Raw genomic sequence first — 17696 nt, forward strand, 5'->3', positions numbered from 1 at the left:
CGATTAAACAATCTTTATCGCTTTATATTGGCTGCGAGGTGTAAGGATAAATTCTCGAGCGGCAATAATTTGCAGTTCGTAAACGCCGGAATTTGCGGTAACTTCCATCACATCATTTACGGCATTTGCGGTATGTTCAAAGGCTTCGATATCCGATTTACCGTTCAGTAAATTGGCTAAGAATAAACCTGCGGTTAAATCGCCTACACCTACCGGCTCTTTGTCAAATTGATAGAGCGGACGACTGATATGCCAAATACCTTCCTCGGTTGCAAAAAACATTTCAAATTTATCCGCTTGTTTACCGACTTTACTTAAATGCTTCACTAAAACTTTTTTCGGTCCTTTGGTGAGAATGACTTTTACCGCTTCAATCGCTTGTTCAAAATTTTCTACGCTTAAACCGCTTAATTCTCTTAATTCGACTAAGTTCGGCGTAATAATATCGGCATGCGCCATTGCCTGTTTTATTAAGCCTTCTTTTACGCCGTCGGCGACGATACAGCCTTTATCCGGATGCCCCATGACCGGATCACACAGATAAATCGCATTCGGATTACGACTTTTCACCGTATGAAATGCGTTTACGATTTCCGTGACTTGTTCGGCCGAACCGATATAACCGGAAAGTACCGCATCGCATTTTGCCAATTCGCCAATCTCATCAATACCTTGGATAATTTCACCGATTTGTTCTTTCGGCATTACTATTCCTTTCCATTTACCGTATTGGGTATGATTCGAAAATTGTACCGTATTCAACGCCCAAACATCGACACCTAACAATTGCATGGGAAAGGTAGCGGATTTATTGCCCGCATAACCGTAAACCACATGAGATTGAATAGACAGAATGTTTTTCATTCAATTAACTCCCTTTTTATTTTTGAATGTATAAAAATCTAACAAAATAGACTTGTAACTTTAAACGAAAAAACTATAATAACGCCTCTTTTCAAGATACGCCGACTTAGCTCAGTAGGTAGAGCAACTGACTTGTAATCAGTAGGTCACCAGTTCGATTCCGGTAGTCGGCACCATTCTTCTTTACTTCCGAATAACTTGTTATCCATTCAAAAATAGTCGATTTAAGATTTTTGTGTATAAAAAAGCGATCAAATTTTCGCAAAAAATCACAAAAATTTGACCGCGTGTTTTCTCTTTCGTTTATACGTAACCGTAGCTCATTAAACGTTGATAACGACGATCTAATAGGTCTTCCGTACTGAGCGGAGCTAAGTCTTGTAAATCGGCTAAAATTTGTTGTTTAAGATTTTCCGCCATTTGCGCCACATCACGGTGCGCACCGCCGAGCGGCTCTGCCACGATGCTGTCGATTAAGTTTAATTCTTTTAAACGTTGCGCGGTTAAACCCATAACTTCCGCCGCGGTTGAGGCTTTTTCGGCGCTTTTCCAAAGAATGGAAGCACAGCCTTCCGGAGAAATGACCGAATAGGTTGAATATTGCAACATATTTACTTTATCGCCGACACCAATCGCTAAAGCACCGCCTGAGCCGCCTTCACCGATAACCGTACAGATAACCGGCACTTTTAATTGCGCCATTTCACGTAAGTTGCGTGCAATCGCTTCCGCTTGGCCGCGTTCTTCCGCACCGATACCCGGATAAGCGCCCGGCGTGTCGATAAAGGTAATAATCGGCATATTAAAGCGATCCGCCATTTCCATTAAACGTAACGCTTTGCGATAGCCTTCCGGTGCCGGCATACCGAAATTACGTCTCACTTTTTCTTTGGTGGTACGACCTTTTTGGTGGCCGATGACCATCACCGGACGTCCGTCAAGGCGTGCAATACCGCCGACGATTGCTTTATCATCCGCAAACGCACGATCACCGGCAAGTTCGTCAAACTCGGTGAAAATATGCTCGATATAATCTAAAGTGTACGGGCGATTCGGATGGCGCGCCATACGAGAAACTTGCCACGCATCTAAGTTGGCAAAGGTTTTCTTGGTCAGTTCTTCGCTTTTTTTCTGTAAGCGTTTGATTTCGTCATCAAGGTCGATCTTACCGTCTTGCTCGCTAACTGCACGGAGCGATTCGATTTTCGCTTCCAATTCGGCAATCGGTAATTCAAAATCTAAATATTCTTGGCTCATTGTCTAAGTCCTATTTTCAGAAAATTCTATCTATTTTACCAGTGATACGGGCTAAATAGGTATTTAAGCGGTTATTTTTTTCAATTTTTTGCAAATTTTGCGACAGATCCGACCGCTTATTCGGTGACGATAAACTGTCCCATCGCACCTCGGTCACGTAGCATAAAATCGGATACGCCGAAAGTGAACGGTAATTGCGCGCTTGCTTGGTGGTCAAAGCGAACTAACAGGGTCACTTCTTGGTTTTTTTCCAACCAAACCGTATCATGCCAAGCAAGTTGTTTATGCGGCAGACGTTGGCGATTACGGGTTTCAATCAGGAATTTCGCGCCTTGCAGAGTAAATCCGACCGCTTCATCACTGGTAATATACCAACGTTCGACGTTGCCTTGTTTCACATTAAAATCAATCCGTTTCGGATCAAAGCGTTTTTGATTAATCAAACGATCGAACGGACGAATAATCAAACGACGTTCTTCCGCAATTTTTAATTGAAAATCTTCGGTTGCAAACGGCGGTAAACTCGGTTTATTACTGAACACCGCCGCCATACCTTCCGGACGCAGTTCCAAAATCACGTTGTCGGTTAATTCGTTATCGTCACTGAACAGGTTTTTCGCTTGGTAAAAAATGTCTCGCTTTTGACCGCTTATCAGTGAAACGGTTTTACCTTCATTGAGATCGACCAAGACTTCCACTCGTTCGGAAGGAGCAAGAGTAATGCTTTCTAACGGCACGGGTTCGGCTAACATACCGACACCGGTTGCAATTAAATGTAACGGTTGATCATTGTCTAAGCGTAATTGATAAGGACGCGATAGCGAGGCGTTTACGATACGTAAACGTACCCAACCTCGCGCCACTTGGTGATAGGCGGATTCTTGCCCATTAACGAACAGACGTTTCCCGAAAAACTGTTTTTGATTGGCATCTAAAACTTGTACGCCCTGTTTGTTGAGCTGCTGATCTTGTAAAATCAGCGGAATATCGTTTACGCCGTACTTATTCGGTAAATTCGCTTTTTTACTTTGCTCGTCTTCGATAATCCACATCCCTGCCAAACCTCGGTAAATTTGGAACGCCGAATTGAGCATTGTATCGGCGTGATACCAACAGGTACAAGCCGGTTGATGTATCGAGATAATCGGAGACCAACTGCTTTTAGCCTCCAGTTTGCGATGAATGGAACCGATCATGTCGGTCGGAGCTAACAGCCCCTGAATATTCATCGTTACCGTTTGCGGCAAGTTATTCACATAGGTCAGTTTCACAAAATCATCGGATTTAACCCGCACCGTAGGCGCAAGATATTGACCGTTTACGCCCCAAACATCAACCAGTTTGCCTTTGTCGAATTGAGTTTGTGCCGGACGTAAATCCAAACGAACGGGACGACCGCGACCGACGTCGATAATCGGTGGGATTTTTAGCGGTTGGCGTTCCGCCGCCCATAAGGTTTTCGGTGCGGAAAACATCGTTGCGGCAACCGCCGAACGAGTAAGTAATTGTCTTCTGGTCAGATTCATCATCTTTAATTACTTTGTTTCTTTATTGGATTCCAATGCGGCAACCTCCGCATCCAACGCTTCGATTTTCGCCGACATCACGGCATAACTTTTTTCGATTAATTCTTTGATGTTATCACGGTTGTAACCGCTGGTATCGATCGGTTCTAACGTTTCACAAATGACCACGCCGTTATTCCAACGGTTTAAATCGACTTTATTATGTAGCGAAGAACAGACGATAGGTACAATCGGCACGCCGGCGGCAATTGCCGTGTGGAATGCACCGGTTTTAAACGGTAATAAACCTCTGCCGCGGCTGCGGGTACCTTCCGGGAACATCCAAATCGAAATTTGACGTTCGCGAATAATTTCCCCGACTTTATTCATTGTGCTGATCGCACTACTGCGCTTTTCGCGGTTGATAAAAATATTACCGGTCGCCCAATAAACCAAGCCGAAAAACGGAATCCAAATCAGACTCTTTTTACCGATGGTTACCGTACGAGGCGGCACCATACCGGCAATGGTAAGCATATCGTAATTGTTTTGATGATTAGCGATGTAAATCGCCGACTGATTAAATGCCGGACGAGGGCGGTAAATGACTTTTAAGCCGACTAAACGATGCATCGCCGCATACATTTTAGCGACGACGCCGACCGAACTCGGATGGCGAAAACGCACAAACGCATAGAGTGTTCCGATAAGGGAAATCATAATCGCAAGGACGGCGATTAAAAAGATACGAAGAATTTTTAACATAAATAACCTTGAGTTTAAATGAAGACGACGCTTCTTAAAAATTTACCGAAGTATAGCAAATTTTACTTATTTTATTAAAAGGTTTAAATGCGGAATAAAAGCCGCTATATTAATTTTACTTTTCAACCAGAGGATGTTTAAGATGAGTAATGTAACTTTAATGGGTAATCCGATTACCGTTGCCGGTATTTTTCCACAAGTGGGCGATACGGTTGCCGATTTTAGCCTAGTGAATAACGGTTTGGAAAATGTGGCGTTAGCAAGTTTTGCCGGAAAACGTAAAGTATTAAATATTTTCCCAAGTATCGATACCGGCGTATGTGCGACTTCAGTACGTGTGTTTAACCAAAAAGCGGCTGATTTAAGCAATACGGTTGTGCTTTGTATTTCCGCCGATTTACCTTTTGCACAGGCGCGTTTCTGTGGTGCGGAAGGGATCGAAAACGTACAAACCCTTTCAACATTCCGTAATAAAGCGGCACATAACGCATTAGGTGTGGATATTCAAAGCGGCCCGCTTGCCGGTTTAACTTCACGTTCCGTTATCGTATTAGACGAAAATAATCGCGTGTTACACAGCGAATTGGTTTCCGAAATTAAAAACGAACCGAATTACGAAGCGGCATTAGCGGTTTTAGCTTAAGCGAAACTTAAATCATAAAATGTAGTACCTTCCGTTTTATGCTATAATAGAACGATTACAAGCGGTCCGATTTGCAAATTTTTTTGCAAAAACGACCGCTTCTTTAATAAGAAGGGATCCAAATGAAAGATACGATTGTCGCTCAGGCAACCCCGATTGGTCGTGGGGGCGTGGGCATTTTACGCATCTCGGGGCCATTGGCTCAAGAGGTGGCAAAAGAAGTGCTGGGCAAAGAGCTAAAACCTCGTCTTGCCAATTACTTACCGTTTAAAGAGCAAGACGGCACGGTGTTAGACCAAGGTATTGCGTTGTTCTTTAAAGCGCCGAACTCGTTTACCGGAGAAGACGTGTTAGAACTGCAAGGGCATGGCGGTCAAGTCATCTTAGATATTTTACTGAAACGTATTTTAACAATTAAAGGCATACGTATTGCCCGTGCCGGCGAGTTTTCCGAGCAAGCCTTTTTAAACGATAAACTCGACCTCGCACAAGCGGAAGCGATTGCCGATTTAATTGATGCGACCAGCGAGCAAGCGGCACGTTCGGCGTTAAAATCGCTACAAGGCGAGTTCTCTAATAAGATTAATCAGCTAGTCGATTCGGTCATTTATCTGCGCACCTATGTGGAAGCGGCGATTGATTTCCCTGATGAAGAAATCGATTTTTTAGCGGACGGCAAAATCGAAGGGCATTTAAACGATATTATTCGCCAACTGAACGGCGTACGCAAAGAAGCGAAACAAGGTGCGATTTTGCGTGAAGGGATGAAAGTGGTGATTGCCGGTCGCCCGAATGCCGGTAAATCGAGCCTGTTAAACGCTTTAGCGGGCAGAGAAGCGGCGATTGTAACCAATATTGCCGGTACTACCCGTGACGTATTGCGTGAGCATATTCACATTGACGGTATGCCGCTGCATATTATTGATACCGCCGGTTTACGTGAAGCGAACGATGAGGTGGAGAAAATCGGGATCCAACGTGCGTGGGATGAGATCGAACAGGCGGATCACGTATTATTGATGATCGACAGCACCGAACAAACGGCGGAAGCATTTAAGACCGAATGGGCGGACTTTTTAGCCAAATTACCGCAAAACATTCCGGTTACCGTGATTCGTAACAAAGTGGATTTATCCGGCGAGGCTGAAGGCTTACAAGAGTTGGACGGTTTTACTTTGATTCGTTTATCGGCACAAACCAAAGTGGGCGTGGACTTACTGCGTGAGCACCTTAAAAAATCAATGGGTTATCAAAGCTCGACCGAGGGCGGCTTCTTAGCTCGCCGCCGTCATTTACAGGCATTGGAAACCGCCGCAGAGCATTTAGAACGCGGTCATATCCAATTAACCCAATTCTTCGCCGGCGAATTACTCGCAGAAGAATTGCGTATGGTACAAAATGCGTTAAGCGAAATTACCGGTCAATTTACCTCGGATGATCTGCTAGGCAATATTTTCAGCTCGTTCTGTATCGGTAAATAAGCCTAAGAAAGTGAAGATATAAAAAAACAAGCGGTCAATTTCTCAGGATTTTTGCAAAATTCCTATTGAAATTGACCGCTTTTTATAAGTTTTAAAGCTAAATAGCGATTAGTTTTTCATTGATTGAACCGGTGCCGGAATACGTCCGCCGCGATTCACAAACACTTCGCACGACCCTTCTTTAACCGGCATAATCGGCGCATAACCGAGTAAACCACCAAATTCGACGCTTTCGCCGACATCTTTGCCGGTGACCGGAATAATACGTACCGCCGTAGTTTTGCTGTTGATCATACCGATTGCCGCTTCATCGGCGATAATACCGGAAATAGTGTGCGCCGGCGTTTTACCCGGTACGGCGATCATATCTAAACCGACCGAACAAACGGCTGTCATCGCTTCCAATTTATCTAGCGTTAAGATACCGCTTTCCGCAGCAGCTATCATCCCTTCATCTTCCGATACCGGAATAAACGCACCGCTTAAACCGCCGACAGAGCTGGACGCCATCATACCGCCTTTTTTCACTGCATCGTTTAATAATGCTAAGGCTGCAGTAGTACCGTGCGTACCACATACACTTAACCCCATCGCTTCTAAAATACGCGCAACGGAATCACCGATTGCCGGTGTCGGTGCAAGCGATAAGTCTAAGATACCGAACGGAATATTCAGCATTTTTGCCGCTTCTTGACCGATTAATTCACCGACACGGGTAATTTTAAACGCGGTTTTCTTCACAACTTCAGCCACTTCGGTTAAGGTTGTCGCATTGGAATTTTCTAACGCTTCTTTCACCACGCCCGGGCCTGAAACCCCCACGTTAATAATCGCATCCGCTTCGCCTGAACCGTGGAATGCACCCGCCATAAACGGATTATCTTCCACCGCATTACAGAACACCACAATTTTGGCACAGCCGAAACCTTCCGGAGTAATGTCAGCGGTACGTTTAATCGTTTCGCCGGCAAGTTTTACCGCATCCATATTAATACCGGCACGGGTTGAGCCGATATTAATCGAGCTACACACGATATCGGTGGTTTGCATTGCTTCCGGAATCGATCGAATTAATACTTCATCGGAAGGTGACATGCCTTTTTGTACTAATGCAGAAAAACCGCCGATAAAAGACACACCGATTGCTTTTGCCGCACGATCAAGTGTTTGTGCGATAGAAACATAAGAATCCGCTTTGGTTGCTGCGGCAATTTGTGCGATAGGAGTCACGGAAATACGCTGATTAACAATAGGTATGCCGTATTTAGCGGAAAGGATTTTGGCGGTTTCGACTAAGTCTTTGCCGACAGTGGTAATTTTTTGATAAATATTTTGGTTTAACTGGTCGATATCGGCACTGATACAGTCGTGTAAATCGATACCGATGGTAATGGTTCGCACGTCAAAGTTTTGGTCGGCGACCATTTTTATCGTTTCAATAATTTCGCTGGATTGAATACTCATTTCTCCACTCCCTTAAATACGGTGCATCGCTTTGAAAATTTCTTCGTTTTGGATACGAATATCTAACGCTAATTTTTTGCTTTCTTGCGTGAAAAACTCGGCTAATTCCGGAAAGGATTTAGCACATTTTGTCGTATCCACCAAAATCACCATCGTGAAAAAGTCATCCATTAATTGTTGGCTGATATTTACGATATTAATTTGATTTTCCGCTAAAATTTTCGATACGTCGTACACGATACCGACACGGTCTTTACCGATAACGGTGATAACTGAATTGCTCATTGTCGCTTCCCCGAGTTTGCATATTATTAGATGGGAGCGATGAGTATAACGCCGTTTCGATTGTTTGACCAGACATTGCGCAAACGTTTGCGCAAATTAAAATAAAAAAACCACGGCGTAAATTCCGTGGTTAATGTTTAAACTAAATCGAATAATAAAAATTCAACGTCGCTATCGGTTTCAATCGTTAATAGTTGTTCGGCACGAATGCCTAACGCATCGCTGGTTTCAAGTTTTGTACCGTTTACGCTTAATTGACCTTTTACCACTTGTAGCCAGTATGAACGGTTGCTATCCAATTCGATTTGCGCATTTTTATTTGCCGCATATTGATAACGCCACAATTTCATATCCTGATAAATTTTAAACGAACCTTGTTCGGCGGTCGGCGATAAAATTAACGTACCGCCTTCACGATCGGCAAACTTATCTTGGCTGTAACGAGGCGTTACGTCTTTTTGATTCGGGATAATCCAAATTTGATAAAGATGTAAGGTTTCTTCCAGATCCGGATTGATTTCCGAATGGAAAACGCCCGTCCCTGCCGACATAATTTGGAATTCGCCCGCTTTTACTTCGGTTTGGTTACCCATACTGTCTTTATGAGCGACACGCCCGTTAAGTACATAAGTGAGGATTTCCATATTGTCGTGCGGATGCATACCGAAACCGCGTGCCGGTGCGATAAAATCTTCATTAATCACTCGTAAATGTGAAAAATGGATATGCTTCGGATCATAATAATTGGCAAAAGAGAACGTATGATAACTTTCCAACCAATCGAATGAACCGTCGCCTCGTTCATTCGCTTTTCTGACTTGTAACATTTTAAATTCCTTAAACTTTGTGATTTGATACGGTATTTGACCGCTGTTGTGATTAGGAGTATTGTAAATGGAAGATATGAGTGGATAAATATCACATTTGTGGAATAACTATTTACTTATGGTGGATAATAAACTTATTGCAAATGAATTTCAGAATCATTAATAGAAATAACCTATTTATATAACCTTATTTAATTAGTTTTATCTATTAATGCCTATCGTACTTATCAGTAATAACAATTAGACAGTATTGTGAATTTTACTCATAATTTGCCCAGTTAAATGATGAAAAAGAAATCAATAGGAGTATAAATTATGACAACTAATACTATTACTTTCCCAGTATTAACTTTAAGTACCCAAGCACAAGCACTCAGCGCAGACGTAAATAAAAATGCTACTCACACCGTTCCGGGTTTAACCGTTTCTACCGGTCATTTAATTGCCGATGCGTTACAAATGCGCTTACAAGGTTTAAACGAATTGGCGATGATTTTAAAACACGTACACTGGAATGTCGTTGGTAAAGGTTTTATCGGGATACACGAAATGCTGGATAGCCAAGTTGATGAAGTACGTGAATTTGTAGATGAAATTGCCGAACGTATGGCGACATTAGGCGTAGCGCCGAACGGTTTATCCGGTAATTTAGTTGCGACTCGTCAAACGCCTGAATATCCGTTAGGTCGTGCGACGGTACAGGATCATTTAAAAATGATCGATTCGTATTACTCGCATAATATTGAAGCGCATCGAGTGGTGCTTGAGCATAACGGTCATTTAGATCCGGTTAGCGAAGATTTATTAGTAGGCCAAATTAGTGCGTTAGAAAAATTACAATGGTTTATCCGTGCGCATTTAGATGACGGTAGCGGTAATATCTAGTTAGAATTTTGATTGTATCCTTCTAAAATAAGCGGTTGATTTCAATGCAAATCTTGCAAAGAAATTGACTGCTTAATTTTTTGGCAAAATGCAAGTTATTTTTTTTGATTTTGCGATCCAGATCGCAAAATTAATATTTTTCTCGTGCATTTTACCCGTTTATCCTATAGGGTTCGAGGCTGGCTTTAAATTGATTATAATTTATTTGTCGCACTAAATTGTCGCACTAAAAAGAGGTTATTAAAATGAAAGAAAAAAAGCTAAGAGAAATCTTAAAGCATAATAAACTCAATCGTCTGAAAACATTCGCTGAAGAAACGACGATGTGTTTAGATTTAAAATTAAGCCATTTACGTGAAGAACTGCAAATTACGCAACAAGAGATCGCTAATAAATTACAAATTAGCCAGCCTTCCGTTGTGGCGTTGGAAAAACGGGGAACGGATATAAAATTATCTTCCATTCAACGTTATATCGACGCTATCGGCGGACAGTTACAGATTGCGGTTGCCTTACCTTCCGGTAAGTCGGTGATTTACAAACTCTAGCTTTAATAAAATAAGCAATCCATTTTGAGAAGTTTTAAAGGAGATTAAAATGGATTGCTTGTTTTCTTGTTTATCATCGTTATTCTTATCTATAAATTATTATTTACGTTTCCATTATCTTAACCGTGTTGATGAGATAGCTGCGTATGAAGCCGATAACATTATTAGAAAAATCTATAGGGCTAATCGCTGTACTGGGCATATCCGCCTGTAGCTTGGTTTCTTATCAACCGGTTCAATCCATTACGCAAGTTAACCCTGATCAAGGCTATCGTTTACAATCCACCATCAATAAAAATACCGAAGACGGTAATCTCGTTATCCTGATGTTTTCCGGCGGCGGTACGCGAGCGGCAGCACTCGGCTACGGCGTATTAGAACAACTTAAATTGGAACATATTCGTCCGACGGAGAAAGGTTCGAGCCTAATTGATAATATCGATTTGGTGTACGGCGTATCCGGCGGTTCGGTGTTAGCCGGTTATTTCGCTTTGGAAGGACGAGATGTCATTCCTAAATTCGAGGAAAAATTTCTGAAAAGAAATTTTCAGCGAGAAGTCATCGGTCAAGTCTTTTCGCTTTCCAATATTCCGCGTTTAACTTCTCCGCAATTCGGCAGAGGCGATTTGCTTCAAGAACAGCTCAATATTGCGCTGTATAAGGGAAAAACGTTCGAGGATTTAGAGAAAAACCGCAAAGGACCTTTTGCCGTGATCAGCGCAACTGATATGAATATGGGGCAGAAGTTCAGCTTTACGCAAGAAACGTTCGACGGGCTTTGTCTAAATCTCAATGATCTGGAAATTGCGCGTGCGGTGGCGGCATCCAGTGCCGTACCGCTGATTTTTGCACCTTTAACGCTCAATAATAACGGCGGAAATTGTCGGTTTAAGATGCCGAAAGAGTTCGTAGTACGTGAGCAGACGGTAAACGGTTTAACCACCAAAAATATTCAAGAAACCAAGCATATGCTGACGCTTTACCAAAATAGTCGAGAACGACCGTTTATCCACTTGGTTGATGGCGGTTTAACCGATAATTTGGGTTTAGCCGGTTTGTTGGATATTTCCGAAGCGTTCGGTATGGAACAGCTTTATCAAATCATTCGACAGAGCCGAATTAAGAATATTATCGTGATTAATGTGAATGCGCAAAACGAAGTCACCAATGAAATAGATACGACTGCAAACGTGCCGAGCGTAACCGATGTGATTAATACGATTATCAACGTGCCGATTGATAAAACGACTCAAAATACCTTACGTCGTTTTCGTACCTTTACCGATGCGTGGAATAAATACGCCGTAACTCAGAAAGGGCAGAAAATTCGATTGCATTTTGTGGGTTTGAGTTTGAAAGACCTGCCGGAAGGCGAATTGAAAAAAGACGTGCTGAACATCAGTACTTCGTTTTATTTGCCTGAAGACGATGTCGATAAGCTGCGCCAAGCCGCTTATATTTTATTACAACAATCTGATGAATATCGCGCCGCTCTTTCTTCGTTGAGATAAAAGGAAGCGGTCGAATTTAACGAATATTTTGTCATTTTTTCGCTGAATTCGACCGCTTGTTTGAGTGTTATTCCCGGTAAAGTTGTTCTTTATTCACCAAGCGTTGTAATTGCGGTAACAACTGAGTAATCATACGTAGTTGTTGAACCAATACCAGAGCGAGCTTATCGCCGCCGTCTTGATAGGTCTGTTCAAAGTGATTGAGAGCCGTATCGATTTCACTGAGTTGCAGAGGAACGGATTCGCTATCTTTCATCTGTGTGATCGCATCTAATATATCGACCACCTGTTTTCCCTTACTGAAAAATATCGCCGAAAAATCAATATTATGACTTAATTCCGAACTTTCCACTCGATATGCGCCTAATGCCGAAATATAACCGAGCAACGTATAGGTTACGCCTAATAGTTTCGGCGCAAAGTCCAGCACTTCTCGATATTTTTTCGGTTCGCCGTGCATATTAGAAATCACCGCACTTAATGCCGAAATATTATTATGTACGTCACGGCGGGCGACACGATAGGCTAATTGGTCGTTATAACCGAATTGCAATTGCGCCAAAATATGGCGTAAATATTGTCCGCTGGCGACAAGTGTGCTTTGTAAATTGCGATGCAGATTGAGGTATTTCCAGTCCGGATAAATAAACGAAACCGCAAACCACGCTAATGCCGTGCCGATGAGAGTATCGAATAAACGCGGTAATAGAGCGTTTTCCGCCCCTAAACCGGAAACGTCTAAACTTACAAACACCAGTAATGTAATAAAGAAGGTTGAGAAACCGTAATTACTGATGCGGAAGAAGTAATATAAGCTGCCGGTAATGCTGATAAGTCCGAGCTGCGCTTCTAAACTCGGCGCAAAATATTGGAACAGGAAGCCGACAAATACGCCTAATACCGTACCGATAATTCGCTGAACCAACCGTTTTTTGGTTGCGGCATAATTCGGTTGGCAGACAAATACGGCGGTCAGTAAAATCCAATAGCCTTTGCCGTCCAAATTTAATAATTGCACGACTAAACTGCAGGCGAACACCACGATAGATAAGCGAATCGCATGGCGGAATAGTTGTGAAGACAGCGTACATTGGCTACGAATCGCGTTAAGCATATTTCTGAGACCGGATACATTCTCCGCAATCAGGCGGGCGGATTTCACCACGTCTTTACGTAAGTCGTCCACACCGTTTTCTTGTTCGATTTGGTTTAATTGCCCTTCGATATTCCGTAGGTTTTCCGCAATAGATTGCCAACGATGAGCGGATTTTAAGCCCCGTTCGCTATGGAAATGCAGCGAGTTAAGTAACCCTTGTAAGGCTTTTTCTCCTCTTGCGCTATGCTGATAGCTTTCGCCGTGACGTAATGCCGAAGCAACTCGCTGGCAGGCAATCGCCTGTAATTCCATTACACGTTGGAAACGGAACATCAAATCGCTGTTATTTAATTGTTGAAACAATTCGTGATATTGATAATGGCTGGAACTTGCCCGCTCCCAAATATCCTGTGCGGTAAAATAATAACGAAGCAAATGATGGGTACGGCTATGGCGGTTACGCCCTTGCAAGCGATAAAACAACGAAATCCGCGTTTGGTCGAAAGTTTGGATAATTTGCTGGTTCGCTTTGGCTAAAGCAAGCTGTTTGGCGGCGAGATCATCGTCATCGGGGTCGAAATATTCCGATTTGGCTTGTAAATAGGCGCCTAACGCATCGTAGGCTTTGGCTAAGTTTTCCTGAACGATACGATTTGGGAAACATAAATGCACGATTAACGCCACCACCCCGTAAATTAATGCGCCGGACAAGATCATCAACATATTGCCGTACCAAATACTTTCGGGGGTATAGACCAAACTGGTGTAAACCGCAACGATTAACGAACCGAACGCAATCGTACTGTAGCGTTGTCCGATTGCACCGAGCATCACTAAAATAAAGGTACTTAACATTGCCGCCGGTAAAAACAGCCAACCGAAACTGAGTGAAAATTGTGCGCCTAACGATGAAACGGCAAAGGCAAGTAAACTTAATACCAGATTTTTAACTCTGCCGGTCGGGCTATTATCCAAATCCACCAAACCGCCGGCGATAACCCCTAATATCAGCGACATCGCCAAATGTGACATTTGCAGTTGCCACACGACGAGCGAAACCAGATTAATTGAAATAAAGATCGGTAGCGTTTTAATCATATTTTCCGATAACCAATCGAATCGGAATGTTTTTAGGAAGTTTTTCATGATAGGAAGCGGTCGAATTCGGCTAAATTTTTACAAATTTTAAAGCAAATCCGACCGCTTGAACAAGAGCAAAACGAACGTTTAAGCTAAACGTTCGGCGAGATAGCTGTCATAATCCGGTACGTTAATTCCGATTTCCTGATCGAATAGTGCGGCACTGAGCAGGAAATTGGCACTGGTTTCGTTGATCGCCACCGGAATGTTCCAAACCGTCGCAATACGCATTAACGCTTTGACATCCGGATCGTGCGGTGCGGCGTTCATCGGATCCCAAAAGAAAATCAGTATATCGATTTTTTTCTCTGCAATCAGCCCGCCTAACTGTTGATCGCCGCCCATCGGGCCGCTTAATAACGCTTGGATGTTTAAACCGCTTTCACGAGCTAACAGATGTCCGGTCGTACCGGTTGCATATAAGGTATGCGGCGTTAAACTCGCTTTGTGTTGTAGCGTCCATTGAATCAGACTTTGTTTACAACTGTCGTGCGCCACTAAAGCAATACTTTTTCGGGCGGATATTTTTCGAATTGTTGTTTTCATAGCAGGTTTCCTTTTTGTAAAAATTTGCGCAAATAATACCGCTTATTTACGCCTTTTGCATTGACTAACGAACGATAATAGCTAGAATCTGACAAATCACTCTTAATACTTAATAATAAAGGACTTTTCCTAATGAACTTATACAACATCAAACACCCAGAAGAACAAGTTAATTTCGCACAAGGCGTGCGCCAAGGTTTAGGTAAGGATCAGGGGTTATTTTTCCCTGAAGTGTTACCGAAATTTGACGATATTGATGCGTTACTGGATTTACCTTTGGTTGAACGCAGCCAAAAAATTTTGGCGGCACTTATCGGTAACGAACTTCCGCAAGAAACGGTAAATGCCATGGTAAAAAATGCGTTTACTTTCCCTGCTCCATTAGCAAAAGTGAATGACTATATTTATGCACTTGAGCTGTTCCACGGCCCGACATTGGCATTTAAAGACTTCGGCGGTCGTTTTATGGCGCAAGCACTGGCAAGCGTGCGTGGTGACGGCAAAATCACCATTTTAACCGCAACCTCAGGCGACACCGGTGCGGCGGTAGCGCACGCATTTTATGGCTTAGAAAATATCAATGTAGTGATCCTTTACCCGAAAGGCAAAATCAGCCCGTTACAAGAAAAATTATTCTGTACCTTAGGCGGTAATATTCGTACCGTATCGATCGAATCGGACTTTGACGCTTGCCAAGCGTTAGTAAAACAAGCGTTTGACGATGCTGAATTACGTCAAACGATCGGCTTAAACTCCGCAAACTCAATCAATATCAGCCGTTTATTAGCGCAAGTTTGTTATTACTTTGAAGCGGTAGCACAATTACCGAAAGCAAAACGTTCTGATGTAGTGGTTTCAGTACCAAGCGGTAACTTCGGTAACTTAACCGCTGGTTTAATCGCAAAAACCTTAGGTTTACCAATTAAACGTTTTATCGCATCAACCAATGCGAATGACACAGTGCCGCGTTATTTAAAATCAGGTAAATGGGAACCGAACGCAACGGTAGCAACGCTTTCAAACGCAATGGACGTAAGCCGCCCGAACAACTGGCCTCGTGTGGAAGAATTATTTAAACGCAACGGTTGGGCGTTAAGCGATTTAGGTTCGGCGGCATTAAACGATGCGGAAACCGAAGCAGCATTAAAAGCACAATATGCGGAAGGTTACTTATGCGAACCGCACGGTGCAATCGCTTACCAAGCGTTAAAAGATCAGCTTCAAGCGGGCGAAACCGGTATTTTCCTCTGCACCGCTCACCCGGCAAAATTCAAAGAAAGCGTAGAACGTATTCTTAACATCGAATTACCACTACCGGAAGCATTGGATAAACATAACAAAATGGAATTATTATCCGACACTATGCCGGCGGATTTCGCCAAATTACGTGAGTATTTGTTAGCGGGTAACTAATTAGCTATTAAAAGAAAAGCACTCGGAGTGATCTGCCCCCCAAAAGTTGGACTAAACCTCCAACGGATTAAGGTGCAGATTTTTTATGACTAAATATAACTCGCTATTCAAACAACAAGTCATCGAGTTTTATCTTCAAAATGACAAAAACCGTTTATTCACTCAACGATATTTTCAATTATCCAAGAAAACCTTAACTCGATGGATTGCTCAATTTAATCATAACGGAATCAATGGGCTAGCGGTGATAGGTAAGAAGCAAAAATATTCCCCCGAATTCAAATTAACCGTCATACAAGCGGTCAAAAAGGGGCAATTTTCTGCGGAAAGCGCCTCCCTTCATTTTGGCATTGCTAATTCAGGTTCGATTAGCCAATGGTTGCACATCTTTGAAGAACAAGGTATAAACGGCTTATTACCCAAGCCCAAAGGTCGTCCGACAATGAAACCGAAATACCCGAAAATGCCTCCTCCACCTAAAACCGAGGAAGAACGCTTACGTTATCGTATTTTAGAGCTGGAAGCGGAGAATGCTTACCTAAAAAAGTTGCGGGAGTTCAACCAACAAAAAATGCGGCAAAAGCAGCCATCGTAAAAACGTTGCGAGTGGATTTTCCCTTAGAAATCCTCCTCCCTTTGACTGGTTTAAAACGTAGTACGTTCTTTTATCACTTACCGCCTAAAATCGATAAAAATGCAGTGATTAGGCAGAAAGTGATTGAGATTTATCAGGATAATGATGGCAATTACGGCTATCGTCGTATTACGTTAAAGTTACGTGATTTTTTGGGTGCGATTAACCATAAGCGTATTCAAAGGATAATGCAACAGCTTGATTTAAAAGGGAAATGTAAGCAGAGGAAATATCGTTCTTATCAAGGTGAAGTGGGTAAAATTGCCGAGAATGTATTGCAACGGGATTTTCACGCAACGGCGCCAAATGAAAAGCTCGTCACGGATATCACCGAGTTTAAATGTGCGGAAGGCAAGCTCTATTTATCGCCTATTAAGGACTTGTTTAATAGTGAAATTCTTGCTTATGATTTAGCAAGAAGCCCTAACTTTGAGCAAGTGATGCGGATGCTAAAGCAAGCGGTCGCAAAACTGCCTAAGGACGCTAAACCGATTTTACATTCCGACCAAGGCTGGCAATACCGGATGGCAGACTATCAAGACATGCTGAGAAAACATCATATTAAACAAAGTATGTCGAGAAAAGCGAATTGCTTGGATAATGGGGCGATGGAAAGTTTTTTTGGGCGATTGAAAACGGAATGTTACTTTGGTAAGCGATTTGAAACTTTCGAACAACTTGAGAAAGTGATTCACGAGTACATTCATTATTACAACAATGAGCGTATTCAAGTGAAATTAAAAGGACTGAGCCCTGTACAATACAGAACTCAGTCCTTAAATTAAACAGTCTAACTTTTTGGGGTCAGATCAAATTTGACCGCTTTTTTACT

The 17696-nt window shown here is 42.6% G+C and carries 16 protein-coding genes and 1 tRNA gene; 8 read left to right on the forward strand and 9 right to left on the reverse strand.

Going from position 1 to position 17696, the window contains the following annotated elements; all coding sequences use genetic code 11:
• Positions 1-3: 3 nt before the first annotated feature.
• Positions 4-864 carry a pyridoxal kinase PdxY gene (gene pdxY / locus DRF63_RS08115; protein WP_005598723.1) on the reverse strand — a complete coding sequence of 287 codons (861 nt, stop codon included), beginning with the start codon at positions 862-864 and terminating at the stop codon, positions 4-6.
• A gap of 100 nt (positions 865-964) precedes the next feature.
• Here pdxY and DRF63_RS08120 point away from each other — a divergent pair.
• Positions 965-1040 (forward strand) — tRNA-Thr (locus DRF63_RS08120).
• A 127-nt stretch (positions 1041-1167) separates the two neighbouring features.
• Here the strand turns inward: DRF63_RS08120 and accA are convergent.
• The 3 genes from accA to DRF63_RS08135 form a co-directional block, all read right to left on the reverse strand.
• The gene (accA, locus tag DRF63_RS08125; RefSeq protein WP_005598724.1) at positions 1168-2121 is read right to left on the reverse strand and encodes an acetyl-CoA carboxylase carboxyl transferase subunit alpha; all 954 of its coding nucleotides are present in this window, start codon (positions 2119-2121) and stop codon (positions 1168-1170) included.
• A gap of 116 nt (positions 2122-2237) precedes the next feature.
• Entirely contained in the window at positions 2238-3650 is a 1413-nt protein-coding gene (locus DRF63_RS08130) for a multicopper oxidase domain-containing protein (RefSeq protein WP_005598726.1), read from the reverse strand.
• Between the two features lie 6 nt (positions 3651-3656).
• Positions 3657-4391 carry a 1-acylglycerol-3-phosphate O-acyltransferase gene (locus tag DRF63_RS08135; RefSeq protein WP_005598728.1) on the reverse strand — a complete coding sequence of 245 codons (735 nt, stop codon included), beginning with the start codon at positions 4389-4391 and terminating at the stop codon, positions 3657-3659.
• 142 nt (positions 4392-4533) lie between these two features.
• Here DRF63_RS08135 and tpx point away from each other — a divergent pair, with 142 nt between their 5' ends.
• Together tpx and mnmE are read left to right on the forward strand one after the other, a co-directional pair.
• Entirely contained in the window at positions 4534-5034 is a 501-nt protein-coding gene (gene tpx, locus DRF63_RS08140) for a thiol peroxidase (protein ID WP_005598730.1), read from the forward strand.
• 122 nt (positions 5035-5156) lie between these two features.
• Positions 5157-6515: a tRNA uridine-5-carboxymethylaminomethyl(34) synthesis GTPase MnmE gene (gene mnmE / locus DRF63_RS08145; RefSeq protein ID WP_005598732.1), complete on the forward strand. Its 1359-nt coding sequence runs from the start codon at positions 5157-5159 to the stop codon at positions 6513-6515.
• Between the two features lie 108 nt (positions 6516-6623).
• On the opposite strand, the gene DRF63_RS08150 is transcribed toward mnmE, so the two are convergent.
• From DRF63_RS08150 to DRF63_RS08160, 3 genes are all read right to left on the reverse strand, one after another.
• Entirely contained in the window at positions 6624-7979 is a 1356-nt protein-coding gene (locus DRF63_RS08150) for a PFL family protein (protein ID WP_005598734.1), read from the reverse strand.
• A gap of 12 nt (positions 7980-7991) precedes the next feature.
• Positions 7992-8264, reverse strand: a complete 273-nt coding sequence (locus tag DRF63_RS08155) for an ACT domain-containing protein (protein WP_005598736.1) — start codon at positions 8262-8264, stop codon at positions 7992-7994.
• Positions 8265-8401: 137 nt separating this feature from the next.
• Entirely contained in the window at positions 8402-9091 is a 690-nt protein-coding gene (locus tag DRF63_RS08160) for a pirin family protein (protein ID WP_005598738.1), read from the reverse strand.
• 315 nt (positions 9092-9406) lie between these two features.
• On the opposite strand from DRF63_RS08160, the gene DRF63_RS08165 reads away from it, so the two are divergent.
• The 3 genes from DRF63_RS08165 (at position 9407) to DRF63_RS08175 (ending at position 12035) form a co-directional block, all read left to right on the forward strand.
• Positions 9407-9976, forward strand: coding sequence for a Dps family protein (locus DRF63_RS08165; protein WP_005598741.1), 570 nt, complete (start codon positions 9407-9409; stop codon positions 9974-9976).
• Between the two features lie 245 nt (positions 9977-10221).
• Positions 10222-10524, forward strand: a complete 303-nt coding sequence (locus DRF63_RS08170) for a helix-turn-helix domain-containing protein (protein WP_005598743.1) — start codon at positions 10222-10224, stop codon at positions 10522-10524.
• Positions 10525-10670: 146 nt separating this feature from the next.
• Positions 10671-12035: a patatin-like phospholipase family protein gene (locus tag DRF63_RS08175; RefSeq protein ID WP_005598745.1), complete on the forward strand. Its 1365-nt coding sequence runs from the start codon at positions 10671-10673 to the stop codon at positions 12033-12035.
• 67 nt (positions 12036-12102) lie between these two features.
• Here DRF63_RS08175 and yccS read toward each other — a convergent pair whose 3' ends face one another.
• Positions 12103-14277, reverse strand: a complete 2175-nt coding sequence (yccS, locus tag DRF63_RS08180) for a YccS family putative transporter (RefSeq protein WP_005598747.1) — start codon at positions 14275-14277, stop codon at positions 12103-12105.
• Positions 14278-14358: 81 nt separating this feature from the next.
• Positions 14359-14817, reverse strand: coding sequence for a methylglyoxal synthase (gene mgsA / locus DRF63_RS08185; RefSeq protein WP_005598748.1), 459 nt, complete (start codon positions 14815-14817; stop codon positions 14359-14361).
• A gap of 132 nt (positions 14818-14949) precedes the next feature.
• Between mgsA and thrC the strand changes: the two genes are divergently transcribed.
• Both thrC and DRF63_RS08195 read left to right on the forward strand, forming a co-directional pair.
• Positions 14950-16230 carry a threonine synthase gene (thrC, locus tag DRF63_RS08190; RefSeq protein ID WP_005598749.1) on the forward strand — a complete coding sequence of 427 codons (1281 nt, stop codon included), beginning with the start codon at positions 14950-14952 and terminating at the stop codon, positions 16228-16230.
• An 85-nt stretch (positions 16231-16315) separates the two neighbouring features.
• Positions 16316-17649, forward strand: a protein-coding gene (locus DRF63_RS08195) for an IS3-like element ISApl3 family transposase (RefSeq protein ID WP_108744159.1) whose coding sequence is annotated in 2 segments (ribosomal slippage) — positions 16316-16769 and positions 16769-17649 — 1335 coding nt in all. Because the reading frame shifts where the segments join, the coding sequence is not laid out codon by codon here.
• Positions 17650-17696 lie beyond the last annotated feature (47 nt).

It is taken from the genome of Actinobacillus pleuropneumoniae (assembly GCF_003290385.1).
GTDB classification, from domain to species: Bacteria; Pseudomonadota; Gammaproteobacteria; order Enterobacterales; family Pasteurellaceae; genus Actinobacillus; species Actinobacillus lignieresii.

What these genes read in the sequence shown, in the direction of transcription:
- pdxY (WP_005598723.1), bottom strand. Translation starts at nt 864, where the DNA reads ATGAAAAACATTCTGTCTATTCAATCTCATGTGGTTTACGGTTATGCG.
- accA (WP_005598724.1), bottom strand. Translation starts at nt 2,121, where the DNA reads ATGAGCCAAGAATATTTAGATTTTGAATTACCGATTGCCGAATTGGAA.
- DRF63_RS08130 (WP_005598726.1), bottom strand. Translation starts at nt 3,650, where the DNA reads ATGATGAATCTGACCAGAAGACAATTACTTACTCGTTCGGCGGTTGCC.
- DRF63_RS08135 (WP_005598728.1), bottom strand. Translation starts at nt 4,391, where the DNA reads ATGTTAAAAATTCTTCGTATCTTTTTAATCGCCGTCCTTGCGATTATG.
- tpx (WP_005598730.1), top strand. Translation starts at nt 4,534, where the DNA reads ATGAGTAATGTAACTTTAATGGGTAATCCGATTACCGTTGCCGGTATT.
- mnmE (WP_005598732.1), top strand. Translation starts at nt 5,157, where the DNA reads ATGAAAGATACGATTGTCGCTCAGGCAACCCCGATTGGTCGTGGGGGC.
- DRF63_RS08150 (WP_005598734.1), bottom strand. Translation starts at nt 7,979, where the DNA reads ATGAGTATTCAATCCAGCGAAATTATTGAAACGATAAAAATGGTCGCC.
- DRF63_RS08155 (WP_005598736.1), bottom strand. Translation starts at nt 8,264, where the DNA reads ATGAGCAATTCAGTTATCACCGTTATCGGTAAAGACCGTGTCGGTATC.
- DRF63_RS08160 (WP_005598738.1), bottom strand. Translation starts at nt 9,091, where the DNA reads ATGTTACAAGTCAGAAAAGCGAATGAACGAGGCGACGGTTCATTCGAT.
- DRF63_RS08165 (WP_005598741.1), top strand. Translation starts at nt 9,407, where the DNA reads ATGACAACTAATACTATTACTTTCCCAGTATTAACTTTAAGTACCCAA.
- DRF63_RS08170 (WP_005598743.1), top strand. Translation starts at nt 10,222, where the DNA reads ATGAAAGAAAAAAAGCTAAGAGAAATCTTAAAGCATAATAAACTCAAT.
- DRF63_RS08175 (WP_005598745.1), top strand. Translation starts at nt 10,671, where the DNA reads ATGAAGCCGATAACATTATTAGAAAAATCTATAGGGCTAATCGCTGTA.
- yccS (WP_005598747.1), bottom strand. Translation starts at nt 14,277, where the DNA reads ATGAAAAACTTCCTAAAAACATTCCGATTCGATTGGTTATCGGAAAAT.
- mgsA (WP_005598748.1), bottom strand. Translation starts at nt 14,817, where the DNA reads ATGAAAACAACAATTCGAAAAATATCCGCCCGAAAAAGTATTGCTTTA.
- thrC (WP_005598749.1), top strand. Translation starts at nt 14,950, where the DNA reads ATGAACTTATACAACATCAAACACCCAGAAGAACAAGTTAATTTCGCA.